The organism is Alteromonas sp. Cnat3-28, from assembly GCF_022348265.1.
Classification (GTDB): Bacteria; Pseudomonadota; Gammaproteobacteria; order Enterobacterales; family Alteromonadaceae; genus Alteromonas; species Alteromonas macleodii.
The window spans coordinates 62963-79546 of the sequence record NZ_JAKREY010000013.1; the positions used below are offsets into that span (position 1 = coordinate 62963).

Sequence of the window (16584 nt, forward strand, 5' to 3'; positions counted from 1 at the left end):
TGTCCTCGCTGTGCGCCGAATAGAAGCGCTTGATAAATATTTAGGGGGTAGCAAGCCATGACTAATAAATCCAATAACTTCCCCATTTAATTAGTTTCGGGGGAATTTAACAGTTAAAGGCGCGAAAGTAACCTTTATAGCAATGCCCTCACATCTGCTCAGACCAGACTTTTCAACGACTTCACCCGAATCTTAAGGCGTTAGTGCATCTATCACTTTTACAAATATTCGATACTCATCTTCAGTGATATTTTCCAAACGCTTATTTTGCCAAGCCACAATTTTAGGCAACAGCGCCCGATAGATTCGTTCTCCTTCCACTGACAATGAAATTAATGTGGCCCGTTTATCTCGCTTGCTCACACGCTTAACGATAGCATCTCGCTTAACCAATCGCTCCAGCGCTCGCGAAACCTGCACTTTATCTAGTCGTGTTGCAATAGCGATTTCTTTTGCCGTTAGCAGTGATTTTGGCGAGCTTTCATTTCGGCCGCCTAATGTGGCTAAAATTCGCCACTCTGGTTTAGTAAGTTTATATTCTGCATATTCTTTTGAGAGCGATTCACTTAAATCGCTCGCAAGCATGGCTACCTTGTAGGCAAGCATATCTTCTAGCTGCATGTTTTAAGCCCTTATCACTGTATTACTCTTGCTATTTTTACTTCTGCGACCGCCCTAAAAGCCATGGTTGTTTTTCATTTACCTTAGGCGTTACTTATACCCAAAGTGTCGCTACCATCTGTCGAGCGTTCAGGCGCGTTCAACATTAACCCAGGTAACTTTCACAGCTAACATCGTGCATTAAAAACACGCAATACGTGTAACCTTGTAGTGGCCCTCACATAAAAGGTGTAAAGCTAGCGTACCAAATGACGTTGGCTCCAATCCCTCTACTCGCCCACGGCCATTGATTTACATTTCATTTACCTCTAGCCTAAACCACATAGTTTCATTTGTAACTACTTTATTTAGCATTCATCTGTACAGCCACATCGATGGCCGCCAGTGGGAGGGTTTATGGATAATTTGTCGTATTTAACGGGTTTTAATAACGAGCACGAGACAGAGGCACTGCCGGGTGCCCTTCCTAAAGGCCAGTTCAGCCCACAAAAAGTGAATTATAAGCTTTACGCTGAACAGTTTAGCAGTACAGCATTTACTGCCCCACGAGCAGAAAACCGCCGCAGCTGGACATATCGTTTACGCCCCTCTATTGCTATGGGCGACTTTGAAAAAATTGATAACGGCCTGTTAAGAACAGCACCTGAGTCTGATGTCCATTGCCCTCCGAATGTACTTAGGTGGGACCCTGTACCCTTACCAGAAAAAGACGTTGATTTTGTAGACTCGCTTGTAACCATCGCCACTAACGGTGACGCTAAAGCCCAAGTAGGTATGGGCATTCACTGCTACAGTGCCAGTGCTAATATGCAAAATCGTGTTTTCTACTCATCAGACGGAGAAATGCTTATTGTCCCCCAGCTAGGCGACATGCTGATCACCACCGAGTTTGGTAGGCTCAACTTATCTGTAGGTGAAATAGCCGTTATTCCTCGTGGCGTTCGTTTTTCGGTTAACCCTATTAATGGGCCAATTCGCGGATATATATGCGAAAACTACGGTCATCCTTTTGTGCTGCCAGAGCGTGGCCCTGTAGGCGCGAATGGCTATGCGAACCAGCGTGATTTTTGCTATCCCACGGCGTGGTTTGAAGATAATGAGACGCCTCACACTTTGGTAAACAAGTTCTGTGGAAATTTGTTCGAAGCAAAACTCGATCACTCTCCCTTTGATGTGGTGGCTTGGGTAGGTAACTCTGCCCCTTATAAATATGATTTGTCCCGTTTCAACGTTATGAACACCGTAAGTTTTGACCACCCGGATCCGTCGATATTTACCGTGCTTACCTCACCATCTGAGCTGGAAGGTACGGCGAACGTTGACTTCGTTATTTTCCCTCCAAGGTGGATGGTTGCTGAAAATACTTTTCGCCCACCGTATTACCACAGAAATATTATGAGCGAGTTTATGGGGCTAATTGAGGGGATGTACGACGCCAAAGAACACGGTTTTGTGCCCGGCGGCATGAGCCTTCACAACTGTATGACTCCCCATGGCCCAGAAGCTGAAGTATTTGAAAAAGCCTCGAACGCCGAGCTTTCACCACAGCGCTATGAAAACACGCTGGCGTTTATGTTTGAATCTCGCTATGCCATTGCGCCAACGGAGTTCGCTTTAAACAGTGATATTCGTCAACGAAATTATTTGGCGTGCTGGAAAGGCCTTAAAAAGTACTACGATGGTGAAAAATAAGCGCCCTGGGATTTGTAACGTTACACGTACCGATACCTAAACAAGCAATTGTACTGATTTTTGAACACTACCGACAAGCATCACCTTTGCTTAATAGCATTTATTTTCAACAAGTTAGGGAAAGTTAGCTTTCCCTAACTCAGCATCTCACTCACGGGTGAAAACAAAACGTTACAGCTTTGCTTTCCATGCCCAAAATCCTTGAACTCGACACCTATTGCTTGCTTTTTCACTGCGCCCTTACAATCAGGTAACAATTATAAAATGTGATTTACGTTGAGGATGTATCGCTATGGCTGATTTGTTTGAAAACCCTATTGGTTTAGACGGGTTTGAATTTTTAGAGTTCACTGCGCCTAAAAAGGGCATGTTGGAACCCATTTTTGAAGCTATGGGCTTTACCCTTGTTGCTCGCCACAAATCAAAAGACGTGGAATTATGGCGACAAGGCGACATCAATTTATTAAGTAACTACGAAAAAAAATGTCATGCAGCCTATTATGCCGAAGAACACGGTCCATCAGCGTGTGGTATGGCATTCCGCGTTAAAGATTCACAGCACGCATATAAAGAAGTGCTTGCCCGCGGTGCTCAGCCTATGGATACCCATACCGGTCCAATGGAACTGAAACTTCCTGCTATTAAAGGTATTGGCGGTGCGATGCTTTACCTTATAGACCGTTATGAAGGCGAAAATACCATTTACGACATCGACTTCAATTGGATTGAAGGCGTTGATCGCCATCCTGAAGGATGTGGCTTCCATACGCTCGATCACCTCACCCATAATGTGTACCGCGGCCGCATGAATTTCTGGGCAGGGTTCTACGAAAAGCTATTCAACTTTAAAGAAATTCGCTATTTCGATATTAAAGGTGAATACACGGGTCTATTATCGAAAGCAATGACGGCGCCAGACGGTAAAATTCGCATACCGCTAAATGAAGAGGCGGTTGGCGGTGGTGGCCAAATTGAAGAGTTCTTAATGAAGTACAATGGTGAAGGTATTCAGCATATCGCTTTCGCTTGTGACGACCTAGTGGCGTGTTTAGATAAGCTTAAAGCGAAAGGTATGAAGTTTATGACGCCTCCACCAAACACTTACTACGATATGCTTGAAGAACGTCTTCCTGGGCACGGCGAAAACGTAGATGAGCTACAAAAGCGCGGTATTCTATTGGACGGCACAACGGAAAATGGTGAGCCTCGCCTACTGCTTCAGATATTTTCTGAAACCGTTTTCGGCCCAGTGTTCTTTGAATTTATCCAACGCAAACAAGACGAAGGTTTCGGCGAGGGTAACTTCAAGGCACTATTTGAGTCAATTGAACGCGATCAGGTAAATCGCGGCGTACTAAACAAGTAAGTAGATAGCTAACGCAATACTAGGGCAGCAAGTCTCATCACTTGCTGCCTTTTTCATAAAGCGCGCACGCAGCGCCGCTTGGGTCAATAATGACACAAAAGCTGTCTTTGCCATGATGACGTATATCACCCGCCTGTTTTCCACCTTTGGAAGTAACTTCTTTCAACGCGGCATCTAAATTATCTACGGTAAAGTAATTAATCCATCCGCTTGGGTACTGCGCGTTTACACCCCGCTTATGACAAATGCCGCCCACAGGTGTGCCGTCGGCCTTCATCATGACATAATCATTGTACCCACCCATATCTATGGGCTCTTTCTTCCATCCAGTTATACCAGTCCGCATAGATAATTACCCACTCACAAGGCGCTGGCAAGTTTCCTAGCAAAGCGTGGGAATGCAGGAATGGCTGTTCCCTTTCAAATTCCCAGAATGAAGCTAGGAAGCTTGCCAGACCTTCCCGAAGGGCGAGTTTAAAATGTCCGTACTCTTTGTTGTGTCACCTTGATGTAGAGCCACTATACCTGCGGTAACACGCCGCGATTACGAACATTTTAACTCTCGCTGAGTGGGTAATTATCTATGCGGACTGGTATTTCAGCTTCATAAAAGCTGACAAGTTCGTCTGCGTTTTCTACCGTAATATCGCACCATGAAGAATCTGACATTGTCTCTCCCTCTGTTTTTTGTTTAGGGCTGTTGTTTTGTTAGGGCTCTATTTATGGTTGAGGCATTTTTTCTAGTCAGCGCTCTTGTTCTGGTTAGAGATCAGATACCTAGTAAGCTACATAACTGATAAGCGCAATGCCCCATTGCTTCAATAAGCAAAACCCAAGACTAAATTAACTACTAACAGTAGTACCTTACTGAATATTTGTTAACTAATAGATCATTTTAATGTACCGATGTTTTAAAGGTAAAAAGGCTAGAGTCTATTGACCTTTGCTGTACATCAAAGATCAACATGGCAAAAAGAGTTCGATCATTTGAATCTCGCGTTTTAGTAATACGCAAATTTCTGAAAAAAGCCATGGTTGTCAAGCTAAGAAATTGCAAAATTACAAAACATTTTTTATTTTAGTTGTAGACATGGCCTGTGGAAAATGCTTGTGAAATTGAGAATGTTATCCACTGAACATTGTTTGTACAGTTTATTTATCCCTTTAAATACATACACTTACAACAAAGCCCCAAACTACTCAACAAACTTATCCACAGATTAAGTGGATAACACGTAGCACTTAATCACAGTTAGTGGTTTAATGTGAATATCTTCGAAGTTATCTTTTTTTCGGTTTCTCATGCCCAAACAAACACTTTTAGTCAGAGAATCTTTGTTTACCATTCACAGCTTGGATCCTGAAACCAATATCCCCGCATCTGTACTTAATAGCCCTCTTTTTTTCTTAGGTAAAACAGAAGATGAACTATCTATTGTTGTGCCTGACTCGGTAGACGTACCGTCACTAGATAGTGATGAAGGTTGGCGTGCACTTGAACTGTTAGGGCCTTTGCACTTGTCCATGGTAGGGATCATGGCCCAAATCGGCCAAGTGTTAGCATCAGCAAAAGTGGCCATATTTGTGGTATCAACCTTCGACACTGACTTCTTTTTAGTAAAAGACAATAAACTAAAAGATGCCATTAGTGCGCTTAAAAAAGCTGGCTATTCGGTAAGTGAGGACGTCTAATACCGTGAATGCTAAGCAACTACAATACGCACCAGACAGTTTTACCAAGCAGTTTGTAACTTTAAGCCCATTTTCAGGGCAAGTGGTTTCACTCTCACACATTGACGATCCCTATTATAAAAGTGGCCTTATGGGGCCTGGTGCAGCAATAAGCTCAACATCAAATACTGTTTTATCGCCTTTCGCTGGCAAAGTATTGAGCGTTTCCCCGCTAGATTACGCTATCGACATACAGTCTAGCGCGGGCCTTAGATGCAAGATTAAATATGGTGGCGATACTAGTCATTTGCATGGCGCACAATTCGCCTGTTCTTTGAAACGGGGCGATGAAATAAGACTTAAACAAGTACTTTTTACCGTGAATGCTGCATGGCTAAAGCAGCGCGGTGTTAGCAATACCTGTTCAATGACGTTGCTTAATGCAAATGCGCTTATCGGCGTGGTGCCTACGCATCAAAAGTTTGTCGAAGCGGGCGAAGATACGTTGTTGACACTTTACCTCTAAGGCCTGTTGACCTAATTGTAAAACAGGCTTTCAGCCCTGAGTGATTTACTATTAAAAATCATCGCAAGTGAGTTTATCAACGTATCAACAGCTTGTATGATGGAGCACATTGAAAAACAAAAATGTACAGGCGCACTGTTTTCGGGCTATTGCGGTTTTCTATTTTCTCTAGCTCTTCGAAACAGCGCCACATAATGGCACTGTTCTAACCAGCGTCTTTCATTTACAAACAACAAAGTAGTACGGAATAAATCACCATGAGCACAATCCTTTATGGGATCCCAAACTGTGACACCATTAAAAAAGCAAAAAAATGGTTAGCAGACAACGATATCGCTTTCACATTTCACGATTACCGCAAGGATGGGATAGATAACGACTTTCTTGTACGAGCAGAGTCTGAGCTTGGCTGGGAAGCAATGCTCAACAAACGCGGCACGACCTTTCGCCAGCTAGAAGAGCAAGAGAAAGCGAATCTAGATAAAGATAAAGCACTGGCCCTGCTAGAGCTTCATCCTGCCATGGTTAAACGCCCTATCCTTGTTCATGACAACGCGTTTTATATTGGCTTCAAACCCGCGCAGTATGAGGAAATATTTTGTTAAACGACTCTGTTATTGAAATTGCTAAACAATTAATAAACCGCCGTTCTGTAACGCCAGAAGACGCAGGTTGCCAAGAAGCCATGGGCGAGTTTTTAGGTGCTTTAGGGTTTAATAATGAAACCATGGTATTTGAAGACACGACGAACCTTTGGTCTCGCAGAGGTAAAGAAGGCCCGGTATTTTGTTTCGCAGGCCACACTGATGTAGTGCCTAGTGGCCCTGAGTCAGCATGGAAAACACCGCCATTTACCGCGACAGAAGTTGACGGCTATCTGCATGGGCGGGGCGCAGCTGACATGAAAGGCAGTCTTGCCGCTATGCTAGTAGCCACCCGCGAGTTTGTGAACAAATACCCTGATCACAAGGGAAGTATTGCGTACCTTATTACTAGCGACGAAGAAGGCCCTTTTATAAACGGTACCACCCGCGTTATTGATACCCTTGAAGCCCGCAATGAAAAAATTGATTGGTGTATTGTTGGCGAACCCTCTTCAACCGACGAAGTAGGCGATATTGTTAAGAATGGCCGTAGAGGTTCATTAACGGGTGATTTAGTAGTGAAAGGTGTCCAAGGCCATGTCGCCTACCCTCATTTAGCTAAAAACCCTGTTCACAGTGCAATGGCGGCCCTTGACGAGCTAGCTAAATCTCATTGGGATAACGGTAACGACTTTTTCCCTCCCACCAGCTTCCAGATATCAAACATTCACGCGGGTACAGGTGCGGGCAATGTGATCCCGGGCGAGATGCACGTTTGCTTCAACTTCCGTTTTTCAACGGAAGTAACCGACCAAATTCTCATTGAGAGAGTCACGGCAATTTTGGAAGCCCACGAACTGGAGTACGAGATTAAATGGACGTTTAACGGTCAACCCTTTTTGACCGATACGGGTGCCCTGTTAGAAGCCACTCAAGGTGCAATAGCGGCGGTTAAAGGAACACCTACCGTGCTGTCTACTGCTGGCGGTACATCTGATGGTCGCTTTATCGCGCCAACAGGCGCACAAGTGATAGAGCTAGGCCCGGTGAATGCCACTATTCACAAAATTGACGAGTGCGTGAAAATGTCTGACCTTGAACAGCTTGCTGATATGTACTTCGGTATCTTAGAACGCTTGCTGGCTCAATAGCCGCTATTGATGGTTATGAATCAAGTGCCAGAAAAAGCGTGGTTAGGCCAGCACAACGACTATCTCGTTGATGCTGGCAACGGCCATAGACTGCATCGCGACGTGATATCGCCGTTTCTTGCCATGCAAGATGCTGCGCAAAAAGACGGTATAGACTTACAGTTGGTCAGTAGCTTTCGAGATTTCGACAGGCAAACTGCTATTTTTAACCGCAAATGGGCAGGTCAAGCACAGCTTCTTGATACCAACGGTGATGAACTGCCATTCGAGGCACTAAGCGATAATGAAAAGCTTCATGCTATTTTGACATGGTCAGCACTTCCCGGCGGCAGTCGCCACCACTGGGGCACTGACATCGACGTGTACGACAGAGCTGCCGTGCATAACTGGGGGGGCAAGTTTAATCTTGTCGAACGCGAATACCTTTCTGGCGGACCGTGCCATGCCCTTTCATGTTGGCTAGCTGACAATATGGAACAGTTTGGCTTTTATCGCCCTTTTTCGGTTAATACGGGTGGCGTCGCAGTAGAGCCATGGCATTTAAGCTTTCGAAACACAGCGTGTGCTTTCGAAAATGCCAGGCACTTAGATGGCTTTACGAAAGCCATCGAACAAAGCGATATAGAAGGCAAAACATGTATTTTGCCACAGCTACCTAGCTTGTATAATCGCTATGTATTGAACAAAGGGCTGTAGCCTACGGAATTTTTATGAGTACTACCTGGGTCATCATCATTATTGTTTTAGTATTGGGCGTTGTGATTGGGAATATCACGCTGCTTAAATACAGTGCTAGATTTAAATTTCCGACACCTTCTAAACCTTATGATGATAGTGACGACGATTCAAACAAGGGCAGTGAAAGCGCGAGTACATCCCTTAAAGACCATGACCAAGATAAAGACAGCAACACCCCAATGAAATAACCCTATTCTAATAGCGTCAATCGCGGCATTTTAATCGAAGCCTAAGTAAAGCTTTTATAATTCGAGGCTTTTATAATTAGAGGCTTTTATAATTAGAAGCTTTTACCCATTGTTTATGCCGACGCGGGCACTTCAGTATTAGGGCTCTCAATTATTCATTCACAAATCACTTTTCACATTTAAACACACTCTAAGAGGTTCTAGACGTGTCTAAAAAACAATCCTTACTGGGCAATATCGGCGTACAAGTTGTCATTGCCATGATTATTGGCACCGCTGTTGGCGCCTTTATGGGTGAAAGCGCTGAAATGTTCGCACCACTAGGTGCCATTTTTATTAATTTAATTAAAATGCTGGTCATTCCACTGGTGGCAGTAGCGCTTATCTCTGGCGCTGCGGGGCTTGGCAACAGCACTAATGCAGGAAAAGTGGGGCTATCTACCCTTGCTTATTTTGCGTTAACGTCAGCACTTGCCGTAACACTGGCCCTCATTATGGGTGAGGTGTTTAAGCCAGGAATAGGTATCGACGTTTCTGCGGTAGAAGGTATGTTCTCTGGTGAATACGCCTCTAAAGGTGAGCTACCTTCATTTTGGGCTACCGTTACGGGTATGATCCCCACTAACGTATTTGCCTCGTTAACCAACGCGAACATTCTTCAAATTCTGGTGTTTTGCTTGTTCTTTGGCCTCGCCCTTTCTAAACAGCCTAAAAAGAACCGCGAGCCTATTTTAAATGGCGTGAACACTATCGTTGATGCCATGGTGTGGATGATCAACTGTGTGATGAAAATCGCGCCTATCGGCGTATTTGGTTTAATGGCAGAGGCGGTAGGAACATTTGGTTTTGCCGCGCTCATGGTGGTATTCAAACTCTTCTTGGTGTTTACTGCGGCAATTTTAGTATTTGGTTTTGTGGTTTACCCCCTTTTGGTACAGCTATTTACAAAAACGTCGGCTAAATCATTTCTCGTGGCTATGAAAAAGCCTCAGGCGGTAGCTCTTTCGACCGCGTCATCCATGGCGACACTGCCGGTTACTATGAACACAGTAGAGAATGAGCTAGGTGTAAGAAACGCAACGGCATCTTTTGTACTGCCGTTAGGCGCCACCATCAACATGAGCGGAAATGCCATTTATTATGGCTTGGTAGCGGTGTTTTTTGCGCAGCTTTTCAATATAGATTTATCAATGGGTGCATATGTTGCCATCGTCCTAACCTCTACCCTTGGCGCGGTTGGTCAAGCGGGCGTTCCTGGGCCATCATTCTTGGTCGTTGCGGTGTTGCTTGCTGCCGGCATTCCCATTGAAGGTTTACCCCTGCTATTTGCCTTGGACAGAATTTTCGACATGATCCGCACTGCGCTAAATATTACGGGTGATGCAGCATGCGCAGTGATCGTAGATACGATTGCCATTGATGCTGATGCTGTTGAAGAGCAAGCAATAGAAAATGCGGCCAAATAAAGCCTAGTCTTACAGATAGAAAAGGGCAGCAAAGCTTTTTGAAACGCTTAGGCTGCCCTTTTTTGATTGGATTGTGTCGCTTTTTGCTTATCGCTATTTTATACCAGTCCGCATAGATAATTACCCACTCAGCGAGACTTAAAATGTTCGTAATCGCGGCGTGTTACCGCAGGTATAGTGGTTCTACATTAAGGTGACACAACAAAGAGTACGGACATTTTAAACTCGCCCTTCGGGAAGGTCTGGCAAGCTTCCTAACTTCATTCTGGGAATTTGAAAGGGAACAGCCATTCCTGCATTCCCACGCTTCGCTAGGAAACTTGCCAGCACCTTCTGAGTGGGCAGTTATCTATGCGGATTGGTATTGATCGGCACTTAATTGATAAACGTTAATTCACCAAAGCATACGCCCTTCATAATCTTATAAAGGGGTTGTTTTCACCGCGGTACCGCTAATGCTCACCATAAGCATACTGCCTTTATCGCCAATCACTTGATAGTCTAAGTCGATGCCAACCACTGCATTTGCGCCCATGCTTCTCGCCTCGTGCTCAAGCTCCGTAAACGCTAACTTACGTGCGGTGGTTAACTCTTCTTCATACGATCCAGAACGACCGCCAACGATATCGCGAATAGAAGCGAAAAGATCTTTAAATACGTTTGCGCCCATCACGGCCTCGCCCACAACAATACCGTAATAAGCTTCAATTTTATGCCCTTCAAGCGTTGGGGTAGTTGAAACAATCATGCGTAACTCCTTTTAATGTGAACTGTTTATTTGTCGCTATTAAGGGCGTGCGCCCTCTAGCTGTTGTCTTCAAACCACTGCTTAACAGACTTAACAAGTGCCTGAGCATCGTTAGTGTTATATGCCACTGCTGGCTGGTTGCCCCACACCGGTTTTGGCCACGCACAATCATTTTCAAAACGTGCGACGTGATGAACATGAAGCTGCCTTACCACATTGCCTAGTGCTGCCACGTTAAGTTTAAGCGGTGAAAACAAGGCCTGCATGGCTCTTGATGCCAATGCAGACTCTTTGAGTAAAGTAATCTGATCTTCTTCTGACAAGTCGAAAATTTCCGCTATGTCATTTTTCATTGGCACTAAAATAAGCCACGGAAACTGACTATCATTCATTAACAGTACACGACACAGCGTAAGATCACAGACAAAAAATGTATCATTGTGTAAACGGCTATCAAGTTTAAACATCTAGTTTTTCCAGCGTAGTAGGCACAACGGTTAATAAGGCGCGTTGTCCAATGGCCACTTTTGCATTCGGGAAAACAATGGCTTCGCCATCCTGCTCTGCTATGTACTCTTTACCCGGTTCAGAAGCCAATACCGTGCCTTTAGGGTAGTCAGTGAAGTTTGGCGTATCGTCATTGAAATGAAGCGTAAACTGTTCTTCATTTCGATTAATGACTTGGTTAACGCGATAGATATCCAACTCATTCATATCGACGGTTGGCGCGTATTCGGATTGGGTAATGAGCTGTGTAATTGCTTTCCTAGCATCTTCAAATCGACGCATATCGTTTTGCCCAAATGGACGCACTTTGCCAAGTTCAACCGTAAACGCGTGCGCGTTGTATCGATATGACGAGAAATAGCTAAAGGTGGTTGTCGAACTTTCCGACAGCAATATGGTTTTCACGCCACACGCTGCGAGAAATGCCAGCTGCCCTTTGCTGTGTATTCTGTCATGAAGATAAGGATATACCGCAAACTTTTCATTTTTAGAGGCCCGAATTGCAGTGTGTAGGTCGTAGTGATATCGGGTGCCCTCACCCGCTTCAAAGAAAGACGCCACAGCATCTTCGAGCTGTTTAGCACGAACGCGCTCTGCGTTCACTAAACCTTCGCCCTTCGAGTGTGCACCGCTAAACAAGCGGTTCATGTTTTCTTCAACGAAACGCTCTGCAATATCCATCGCGGGCAGGTTGCCAAATAAGAACAAAACATCATGTGCCAGCGTTATGTTCCCTGTAAGGATCCCCTTAACCAAATCATCACAGATTTCGATAGGTGCGGTTTCATTACCGTGAACACCACACGATAAAACAATGCGTTTATTAGGCTTAGAGGTTGGTTGAACTGAAAAACTAATAATGCCAGGTGCGGTAATATCGACGAGCGTACCATTAGCTAATGTAAATTGATGAGAGCGTTCAAATAATGCGGAATTACGGCGAGAAAGTGTTAAAAATTGGCCGCTTTCGATAAGTTCTTGCATAAGTGTGAGCTTTGTCTACGTTGTCTAATCTCGAATGCTTCCAGTGTACCCAGACAGACCTTCAAAATCACGTTATCTCACTGTTTAATTCCCAGTAGCTGTAAGCATTGAACAACGGAACTACAGATTGCCGCACTTTCAGATACTATGCTTGAGCGCGTCTAGGCGAGTTTCCGATAATTATCTCTTGTTGGGTAAGCTGTACGAAATCATCGAATGGAATGGCGCGAGAGAATAGGTATCCCTGCCCTTGTGTAACCCCTATTTCTCTGAGTATGTGAAGCTGCTCTACGGTTTCTATGCCCTCGGCGACTACACAGCACTCTTTTGCATGCCCTATCACTTTCGCCGCTTCGATAATGGCGCGATTAACAGGGTGAGCTTCAAGTTCCATCACAAAGGATTTATCGATTTTCAGCGCATCCAAATCCAGATCTCGAATATAAGCAAGATTTGAATACCCTTTACCAAAATCATCTACAGAAATAGATACGCCTAAGCTTCGCAGCTCATCTAACTGCTTTTTCACCATTAATGAATTAGACAGTGCCACGTCCTCGGTAAGCTCCAACTCGATTAACGAAAGCGGCATTGAATACGTACGACTCAGCATCGTCAGGGTTGGAACTAACTGGTTGTCGTATAACTGTGTAGGAGAAATATTCACAGACAGCATTAGAGACCGCCTCATTAGGTCCAATTCCGAGAGCGCCCTAAAGGCTTGCTCAAGCGTCCAGTAGCCCAGTTCGCTCATCATATTATAAGACTCGGCCGCTTCGATTAGCGGACCTGGGAATAAGACGCCATCAAGAGGGTGATTCCAGCGAAGTAAGCACTCAGCCCCCACTACTTCTAGCGTTGTCAGATCGACTTTTGGTTGATAGTAAAGCTCGAGTTCATTTTGTGTTAATGCACGTTTTAAATCTGCTTTTAGCGCCAAACTTCTGCCCGTGTCGGTTTTGTCTAACTTAGTCAATGCGAAGTAATTTTCGTATTTGTTTTCTTTTGCTTGTTTTAAAGCCGCTTCTGCTCGGGAAACAAAGGAAGTGATATCAAAGTCATTCTTAATACTGCACACCACACCTACGTTAAAGTCTGCAATAAAAGCCGTACCGTCATAGTGCATAGGCGTTTTGAAATGCTCGACTAAGCGTTCGAACATCTGTCGCATTACAACCTCATTGCTTTCATTAGGAAAAACGATGCCAAAAACATCACCGCTGATACGCCCAATTGATACCGATTGCCCAAAGAGAAGTTGAATGCGGTTGGCTATTTCAAGTAAAAAGCGATCGCCTACATGAATGCCCAGACTGGTTGTTACATCAGAAAAACGTACTACATCGACCAGCATCAATGAAATAGAAGCACTGCGAGACGCTTGCTTCGAAATGCTATCGATAAACGCATAGCGATTGGGAATGGTTGCCAGTGATGTGTGTTGGCTCATGATGTTTTCCTTGAGCTTTACGCTTCGAGGTACTAAAAACAACTAGTTATATAAAACCATGGCGCTACGAAAGGCGCAACGACAGTAGCGTATTATTTTGCATACCGTCTTATACTTTTGTACAACATTAGCCTAATTATGGACAAAAAACATGGCTGTAGTACTTATTTCTGGTGACGTTAAGAACAAACTGTGCCGTATTTTGAACCCGATACGAAACAATGAAGAAGTATTTAGAGGGTAATAAAAAACCCGGCGAGTGTACCACTGCCGGGCTATTTCTTTACGGTTCTGCGATTAGCTTTCAATCTTACACGGTGAAAGTTTCCAAACGCGTTCTACGTAGTCACGAATTGAACGATCTGAGGTAAACTTACCCATCTTCGCTGTATTGATGATGGCCATTTCCGCCCAACGCTCTTTGTCGCGGTATGCAGCATCAACTGCAATTTGTGCATCAGAATAAGCACGGAAATCTGCAAGCACCATGTACGGGTCACCGTTGTCAAGTAAGCTTTGCTTAATTGACACCAATGCACCTGGTTTACCTGGCGTAAAGTAATCCGTTTCTAACCAATCCAGCACAGCTTTAATTTCTGGATCTTTATAGTAGTAGTCATGTGGGTTATAGCCATTCGCTTTAAGCTCGTTCACTTCTTCTACTGTAAGTCCGAAGATAAAGATGTTGTCATCGCCGACTTCTTCAGCAATTTCAACGTTTGCACCATCAAGTGTACCAATAGTTACCGCACCGTTCAGTGCAAGCTTCATATTACCGGTTCCAGATGCCTCTTTACCTGCCGTACTGATTTGCTCAGATACGTCCGCCGCTGGAATCATTTTTTCAGCGAGTGATACACGGTAGTTTGGTAAGAATGCTACTTTAATCTTGTTATTTACGCGCGGATCATTGTTGATCTTATCCGCTACCTTGTTAATAGCGAAGATAATATCTTTCGCAAGCTTGTAGCCCGGTGCGGCTTTAGCACCAAACACAAATACACGCGGGTGCATATCGTAATCAGGGTTTTCTAGAATACGACGGTATAGCGCCATAATATTCAGAAGCGCTAAGTGTTGACGCTTATACTCGTGCAAACGCTTAATCTGCACATCGAAAATGGCGTTGACGTCTACTTCTATATCAAGTGACTTGCGAATTTCCTCTGCTAGCAACTCTTTGTTCTCAAGCTTCACTTTCATGAACTGCTTCTGGAACGTTTTATTGCTTGCAAATTTAGCCAACCCTTGCAGTTTGTCTAAGTCGCGCGGCCAGTCGTCACCAATCTTTTTATCGATTAGCTTAGACAGCGCTGGATTACACGCTTTCAACCAGCGGCGTGGCGTAATACCGTTGGTTACGTTAGTTAGCTTACCAGGATATAGTTCATCGAACTCTGGGAACAGAGACGACTTAACAAGACGAGAGTGCATTTCTGCCACACCGTTAACAGCAAATGAACCGATTACCGACAGGTGGCCCATACGAACCATCTTCTCGTTACCTTCTTCAATGATTGAAAGCTTAGCTTTCATGGCATTGTCGCCAGGCCACTTCTTATCAACCTCTGCCATAAAGCGGTGGTTAATTTCATAAATGATTTCTAGATGACGAGGAAGGATCTTCTCAATCATGCGCGCAGGCCACTTTTCAAGTGCCTCTGGTAGCAAGGTGTGGTTGGTATATGCAAATACTTTTGTACAAATCCCCCACGCTTCATCCCAACCAAGCTCTGCGCGGTCAACAAGAATGCGCATTAGCTCTGGTATAGAAATAGCTGGGTGCGTGTCGTTTAGCTGAATAACAACCTGATCGGCGAAACGGCTCCAATCGTCACCATGAGCACGCTTGTAACGACGGATAATGTCTTTAAGCGAGCACGAGCAGAAGAAGTACTGCTGAATAAGGCGAAGCTCTTTACCCGCTTCGGTCTCATCGTTTGGATAAAGTACTTTTGAAATAGTTTCAGCTGATACATTTTCACGCTGTGCATCAACATAACCACCAGCATTGAATACGTCCCAATTGAAGTAGCCAGACGCTTCTGACTGCCACAACCGCAATACGTTTACGGTTTTACCTTCATAACCTACAACAGGAATATCCCACGGCACACCTTTTACAATTGAGCCAGGGTGCCATTCTTTCAGCACACGACCGTTGTCGCCGTATTTAGTCTCTACATAGCCGTAAAGTGATACTTCTTGAATAGATTCTGGACGGCAAATTTCCCAAGGATTACCGTAGTGACGCCAGCTGTCTGGACGCTCGATTTGCTCACCGCTTTTAATTTCTTGGCGGAACAAACCGTGCTCGTAATGAATACCATAACCTATTGCAGGTAATTCCATTGTCGCTAATGAGTCGATGAAGCAAGCCGCTAGTCGGCCAAGGCCACCATTACCCAGCGCCATATCTGGCTCTTCTTCAAGAATGTCTGAAATTTCAACACCTAGCTCTTTCAACGCGCCACTCGCTACATCGAATAAGCCAAAGTTTTGCAGGTTGTTTGAAAGCAAACGGCCCATTAGGAATTCAGCAGAGAAGTAATGAACGGCGCGCGTGTCGTTCAGGTAATGACTTTTCTGGGTTTTACGCAACCCTTCAAGTACTTGTTCTTGAATGGCAGCACAGGTTGCTTTCCACCAAGCGTGATTGTTTGCTTTGTTTTCGTCGGTGCCTAGCGTGCAGTGTAAGTGTTTAATAACCGCTGCTTTGAATGCAGCCCTATCGATCACTGGAGAGGGTTGCGTCTTGGTCGCTTTTGCGTTCATTTTGCGTCTCACTCTTAAGTAGAAGCGGTGTTTACACACCGAAAACGTAATTTAATTACAGAATAACTTCAGAATATGACAGCAATATAGCAGCGCTTAAACGATTATGTTGTAATA

At 44.5% G+C, this 16584-nt stretch carries 16 protein-coding genes; 9 read left to right on the forward strand and 7 right to left on the reverse strand.

Annotated elements, in window-relative coordinates; all coding sequences use genetic code 11:
• Nucleotides 1–192: 192 nt before the first annotated feature.
• The gene (locus MHM87_RS13975) at nucleotides 193–621 is read right to left on the reverse strand and encodes a MarR family transcriptional regulator (protein ID WP_014976177.1); all 429 of its coding nucleotides are present in this window, start codon (nucleotides 619–621) and stop codon (nucleotides 193–195) included.
• A gap of 396 nt (nucleotides 622–1017) precedes the next feature.
• Between MHM87_RS13975 and hmgA the strand changes: the two genes are divergently transcribed.
• Entirely contained in the window at nucleotides 1018–2313 is a 1296-nt protein-coding gene (hmgA, locus tag MHM87_RS13980; RefSeq protein ID WP_239246156.1) for a homogentisate 1,2-dioxygenase, read from the forward strand.
• Nucleotides 2314–2605: 292 nt separating this feature from the next.
• Entirely contained in the window at nucleotides 2606–3679 is a 1074-nt protein-coding gene (hppD, locus tag MHM87_RS13985; RefSeq protein ID WP_014949049.1) for a 4-hydroxyphenylpyruvate dioxygenase, read from the forward strand.
• A 37-nt stretch (nucleotides 3680–3716) separates the two neighbouring features.
• Here the strand turns inward: hppD and MHM87_RS13990 are convergent, their stop codons facing one another.
• Nucleotides 3717–4025 carry a VOC family protein gene (locus MHM87_RS13990; RefSeq protein ID WP_239259683.1) on the reverse strand — a complete coding sequence of 103 codons (309 nt, stop codon included), beginning with the start codon at nucleotides 4023–4025 and terminating at the stop codon, nucleotides 3717–3719.
• 956 nt (nucleotides 4026–4981) lie between these two features.
• On the opposite strand from MHM87_RS13990, the gene MHM87_RS13995 reads away from it, so the two are divergent.
• The 7 genes from MHM87_RS13995 to MHM87_RS14025 all read left to right on the forward strand — a co-directional run bounded on the left by MHM87_RS13995 (nucleotide 4982) and on the right by MHM87_RS14025 (nucleotide 10003).
• The gene (locus MHM87_RS13995; RefSeq protein WP_014949047.1) at nucleotides 4982–5371 is read left to right on the forward strand and encodes an ACT domain-containing protein; all 390 of its coding nucleotides are present in this window, start codon (nucleotides 4982–4984) and stop codon (nucleotides 5369–5371) included.
• Between the two features lie 4 nt (nucleotides 5372–5375).
• Nucleotides 5376–5876, forward strand: coding sequence for a PTS glucose transporter subunit IIA (locus MHM87_RS14000; RefSeq protein WP_168463478.1), 501 nt, complete (start codon nucleotides 5376–5378; stop codon nucleotides 5874–5876).
• Between the two features lie 257 nt (nucleotides 5877–6133).
• Nucleotides 6134–6481, forward strand: a complete 348-nt coding sequence (locus MHM87_RS14005) for an ArsC family reductase (RefSeq protein WP_014949045.1) — start codon at nucleotides 6134–6136, stop codon at nucleotides 6479–6481.
• Nucleotides 6475–7611, forward strand: coding sequence for a succinyl-diaminopimelate desuccinylase (gene dapE / locus MHM87_RS14010; RefSeq protein WP_075176318.1), 1137 nt, complete (start codon nucleotides 6475–6477; stop codon nucleotides 7609–7611). The genes MHM87_RS14005 and dapE overlap by 7 nt, the downstream gene beginning before the upstream one ends.
• A gap of 9 nt (nucleotides 7612–7620) precedes the next feature.
• Nucleotides 7621–8307, forward strand: a complete 687-nt coding sequence (locus tag MHM87_RS14015; protein WP_187447306.1) for a M15 family metallopeptidase — start codon at nucleotides 7621–7623, stop codon at nucleotides 8305–8307.
• A gap of 14 nt (nucleotides 8308–8321) precedes the next feature.
• Nucleotides 8322–8537: a DUF2897 family protein gene (locus tag MHM87_RS14020; protein ID WP_239259685.1), complete on the forward strand. Its 216-nt coding sequence runs from the start codon at nucleotides 8322–8324 to the stop codon at nucleotides 8535–8537.
• A 206-nt stretch (nucleotides 8538–8743) separates the two neighbouring features.
• On the forward strand, nucleotides 8744–10003 hold the full coding sequence (locus MHM87_RS14025; RefSeq protein WP_239259687.1) for a dicarboxylate/amino acid:cation symporter: 1260 nt from the start codon (nucleotides 8744–8746) through the stop codon (nucleotides 10001–10003).
• A 421-nt stretch (nucleotides 10004–10424) separates the two neighbouring features.
• On the opposite strand, the gene MHM87_RS14030 is transcribed toward MHM87_RS14025, so the two are convergent.
• From MHM87_RS14030 to MHM87_RS14050, 5 genes are all read right to left on the reverse strand, one after another.
• The gene (locus MHM87_RS14030) at nucleotides 10425–10751 is read right to left on the reverse strand and encodes a heavy metal-binding domain-containing protein (protein ID WP_014949040.1); all 327 of its coding nucleotides are present in this window, start codon (nucleotides 10749–10751) and stop codon (nucleotides 10425–10427) included.
• A gap of 56 nt (nucleotides 10752–10807) precedes the next feature.
• Entirely contained in the window at nucleotides 10808–11218 is a 411-nt protein-coding gene (locus MHM87_RS14035) for an HIT domain-containing protein (protein WP_239259689.1), read from the reverse strand.
• Entirely contained in the window at nucleotides 11211–12242 is a 1032-nt protein-coding gene (gene astE, locus MHM87_RS14040; RefSeq protein WP_239259691.1) for a succinylglutamate desuccinylase, read from the reverse strand. Before astE ends, MHM87_RS14035 begins: the two co-directional genes overlap by 8 nt.
• A 145-nt stretch (nucleotides 12243–12387) precedes the next feature.
• The gene (locus tag MHM87_RS14045) at nucleotides 12388–13692 is read right to left on the reverse strand and encodes a bifunctional diguanylate cyclase/phosphodiesterase (protein WP_239259693.1); all 1305 of its coding nucleotides are present in this window, start codon (nucleotides 13690–13692) and stop codon (nucleotides 12388–12390) included.
• A gap of 297 nt (nucleotides 13693–13989) precedes the next feature.
• The gene (locus tag MHM87_RS14050; protein WP_239259695.1) at nucleotides 13990–16467 is read right to left on the reverse strand and encodes a glycogen/starch/alpha-glucan phosphorylase; all 2478 of its coding nucleotides are present in this window, start codon (nucleotides 16465–16467) and stop codon (nucleotides 13990–13992) included.
• Between the last annotated feature and the right edge of the window lie 117 nt (nucleotides 16468–16584).

Excerpts from the sequence above, each read along its gene's own strand:
- MHM87_RS13975 (WP_014976177.1), bottom strand. The coding sequence starts at position 621 with ATGCAGCTAGAAGATATGCTTGCCTACAAGGTAGCCATGCTTGCGAGC.
- hmgA (WP_239246156.1), top strand. The coding sequence starts at position 1,018 with ATGGATAATTTGTCGTATTTAACGGGTTTTAATAACGAGCACGAGACA.
- hppD (WP_014949049.1), top strand. The coding sequence starts at position 2,606 with ATGGCTGATTTGTTTGAAAACCCTATTGGTTTAGACGGGTTTGAATTT.
- MHM87_RS13990 (WP_239259683.1), bottom strand. The coding sequence starts at position 4,025 with ATGCGGACTGGTATAACTGGATGGAAGAAAGAGCCCATAGATATGGGT.
- MHM87_RS13995 (WP_014949047.1), top strand. The coding sequence starts at position 4,982 with ATGCCCAAACAAACACTTTTAGTCAGAGAATCTTTGTTTACCATTCAC.
- MHM87_RS14005 (WP_014949045.1), top strand. The coding sequence starts at position 6,134 with ATGAGCACAATCCTTTATGGGATCCCAAACTGTGACACCATTAAAAAA.
- MHM87_RS14015 (WP_187447306.1), top strand. The coding sequence starts at position 7,621 with ATGGTTATGAATCAAGTGCCAGAAAAAGCGTGGTTAGGCCAGCACAAC.
- MHM87_RS14020 (WP_239259685.1), top strand. The coding sequence starts at position 8,322 with ATGAGTACTACCTGGGTCATCATCATTATTGTTTTAGTATTGGGCGTT.
- MHM87_RS14030 (WP_014949040.1), bottom strand. The coding sequence starts at position 10,751 with ATGATTGTTTCAACTACCCCAACGCTTGAAGGGCATAAAATTGAAGCT.
- MHM87_RS14035 (WP_239259689.1), bottom strand. The coding sequence starts at position 11,218 with ATGTTTAAACTTGATAGCCGTTTACACAATGATACATTTTTTGTCTGT.
- astE (WP_239259691.1), bottom strand. The coding sequence starts at position 12,242 with ATGCAAGAACTTATCGAAAGCGGCCAATTTTTAACACTTTCTCGCCGT.
- MHM87_RS14045 (WP_239259693.1), bottom strand. The coding sequence starts at position 13,692 with ATGAGCCAACACACATCACTGGCAACCATTCCCAATCGCTATGCGTTT.
- MHM87_RS14050 (WP_239259695.1), bottom strand. The coding sequence starts at position 16,467 with ATGAACGCAAAAGCGACCAAGACGCAACCCTCTCCAGTGATCGATAGG.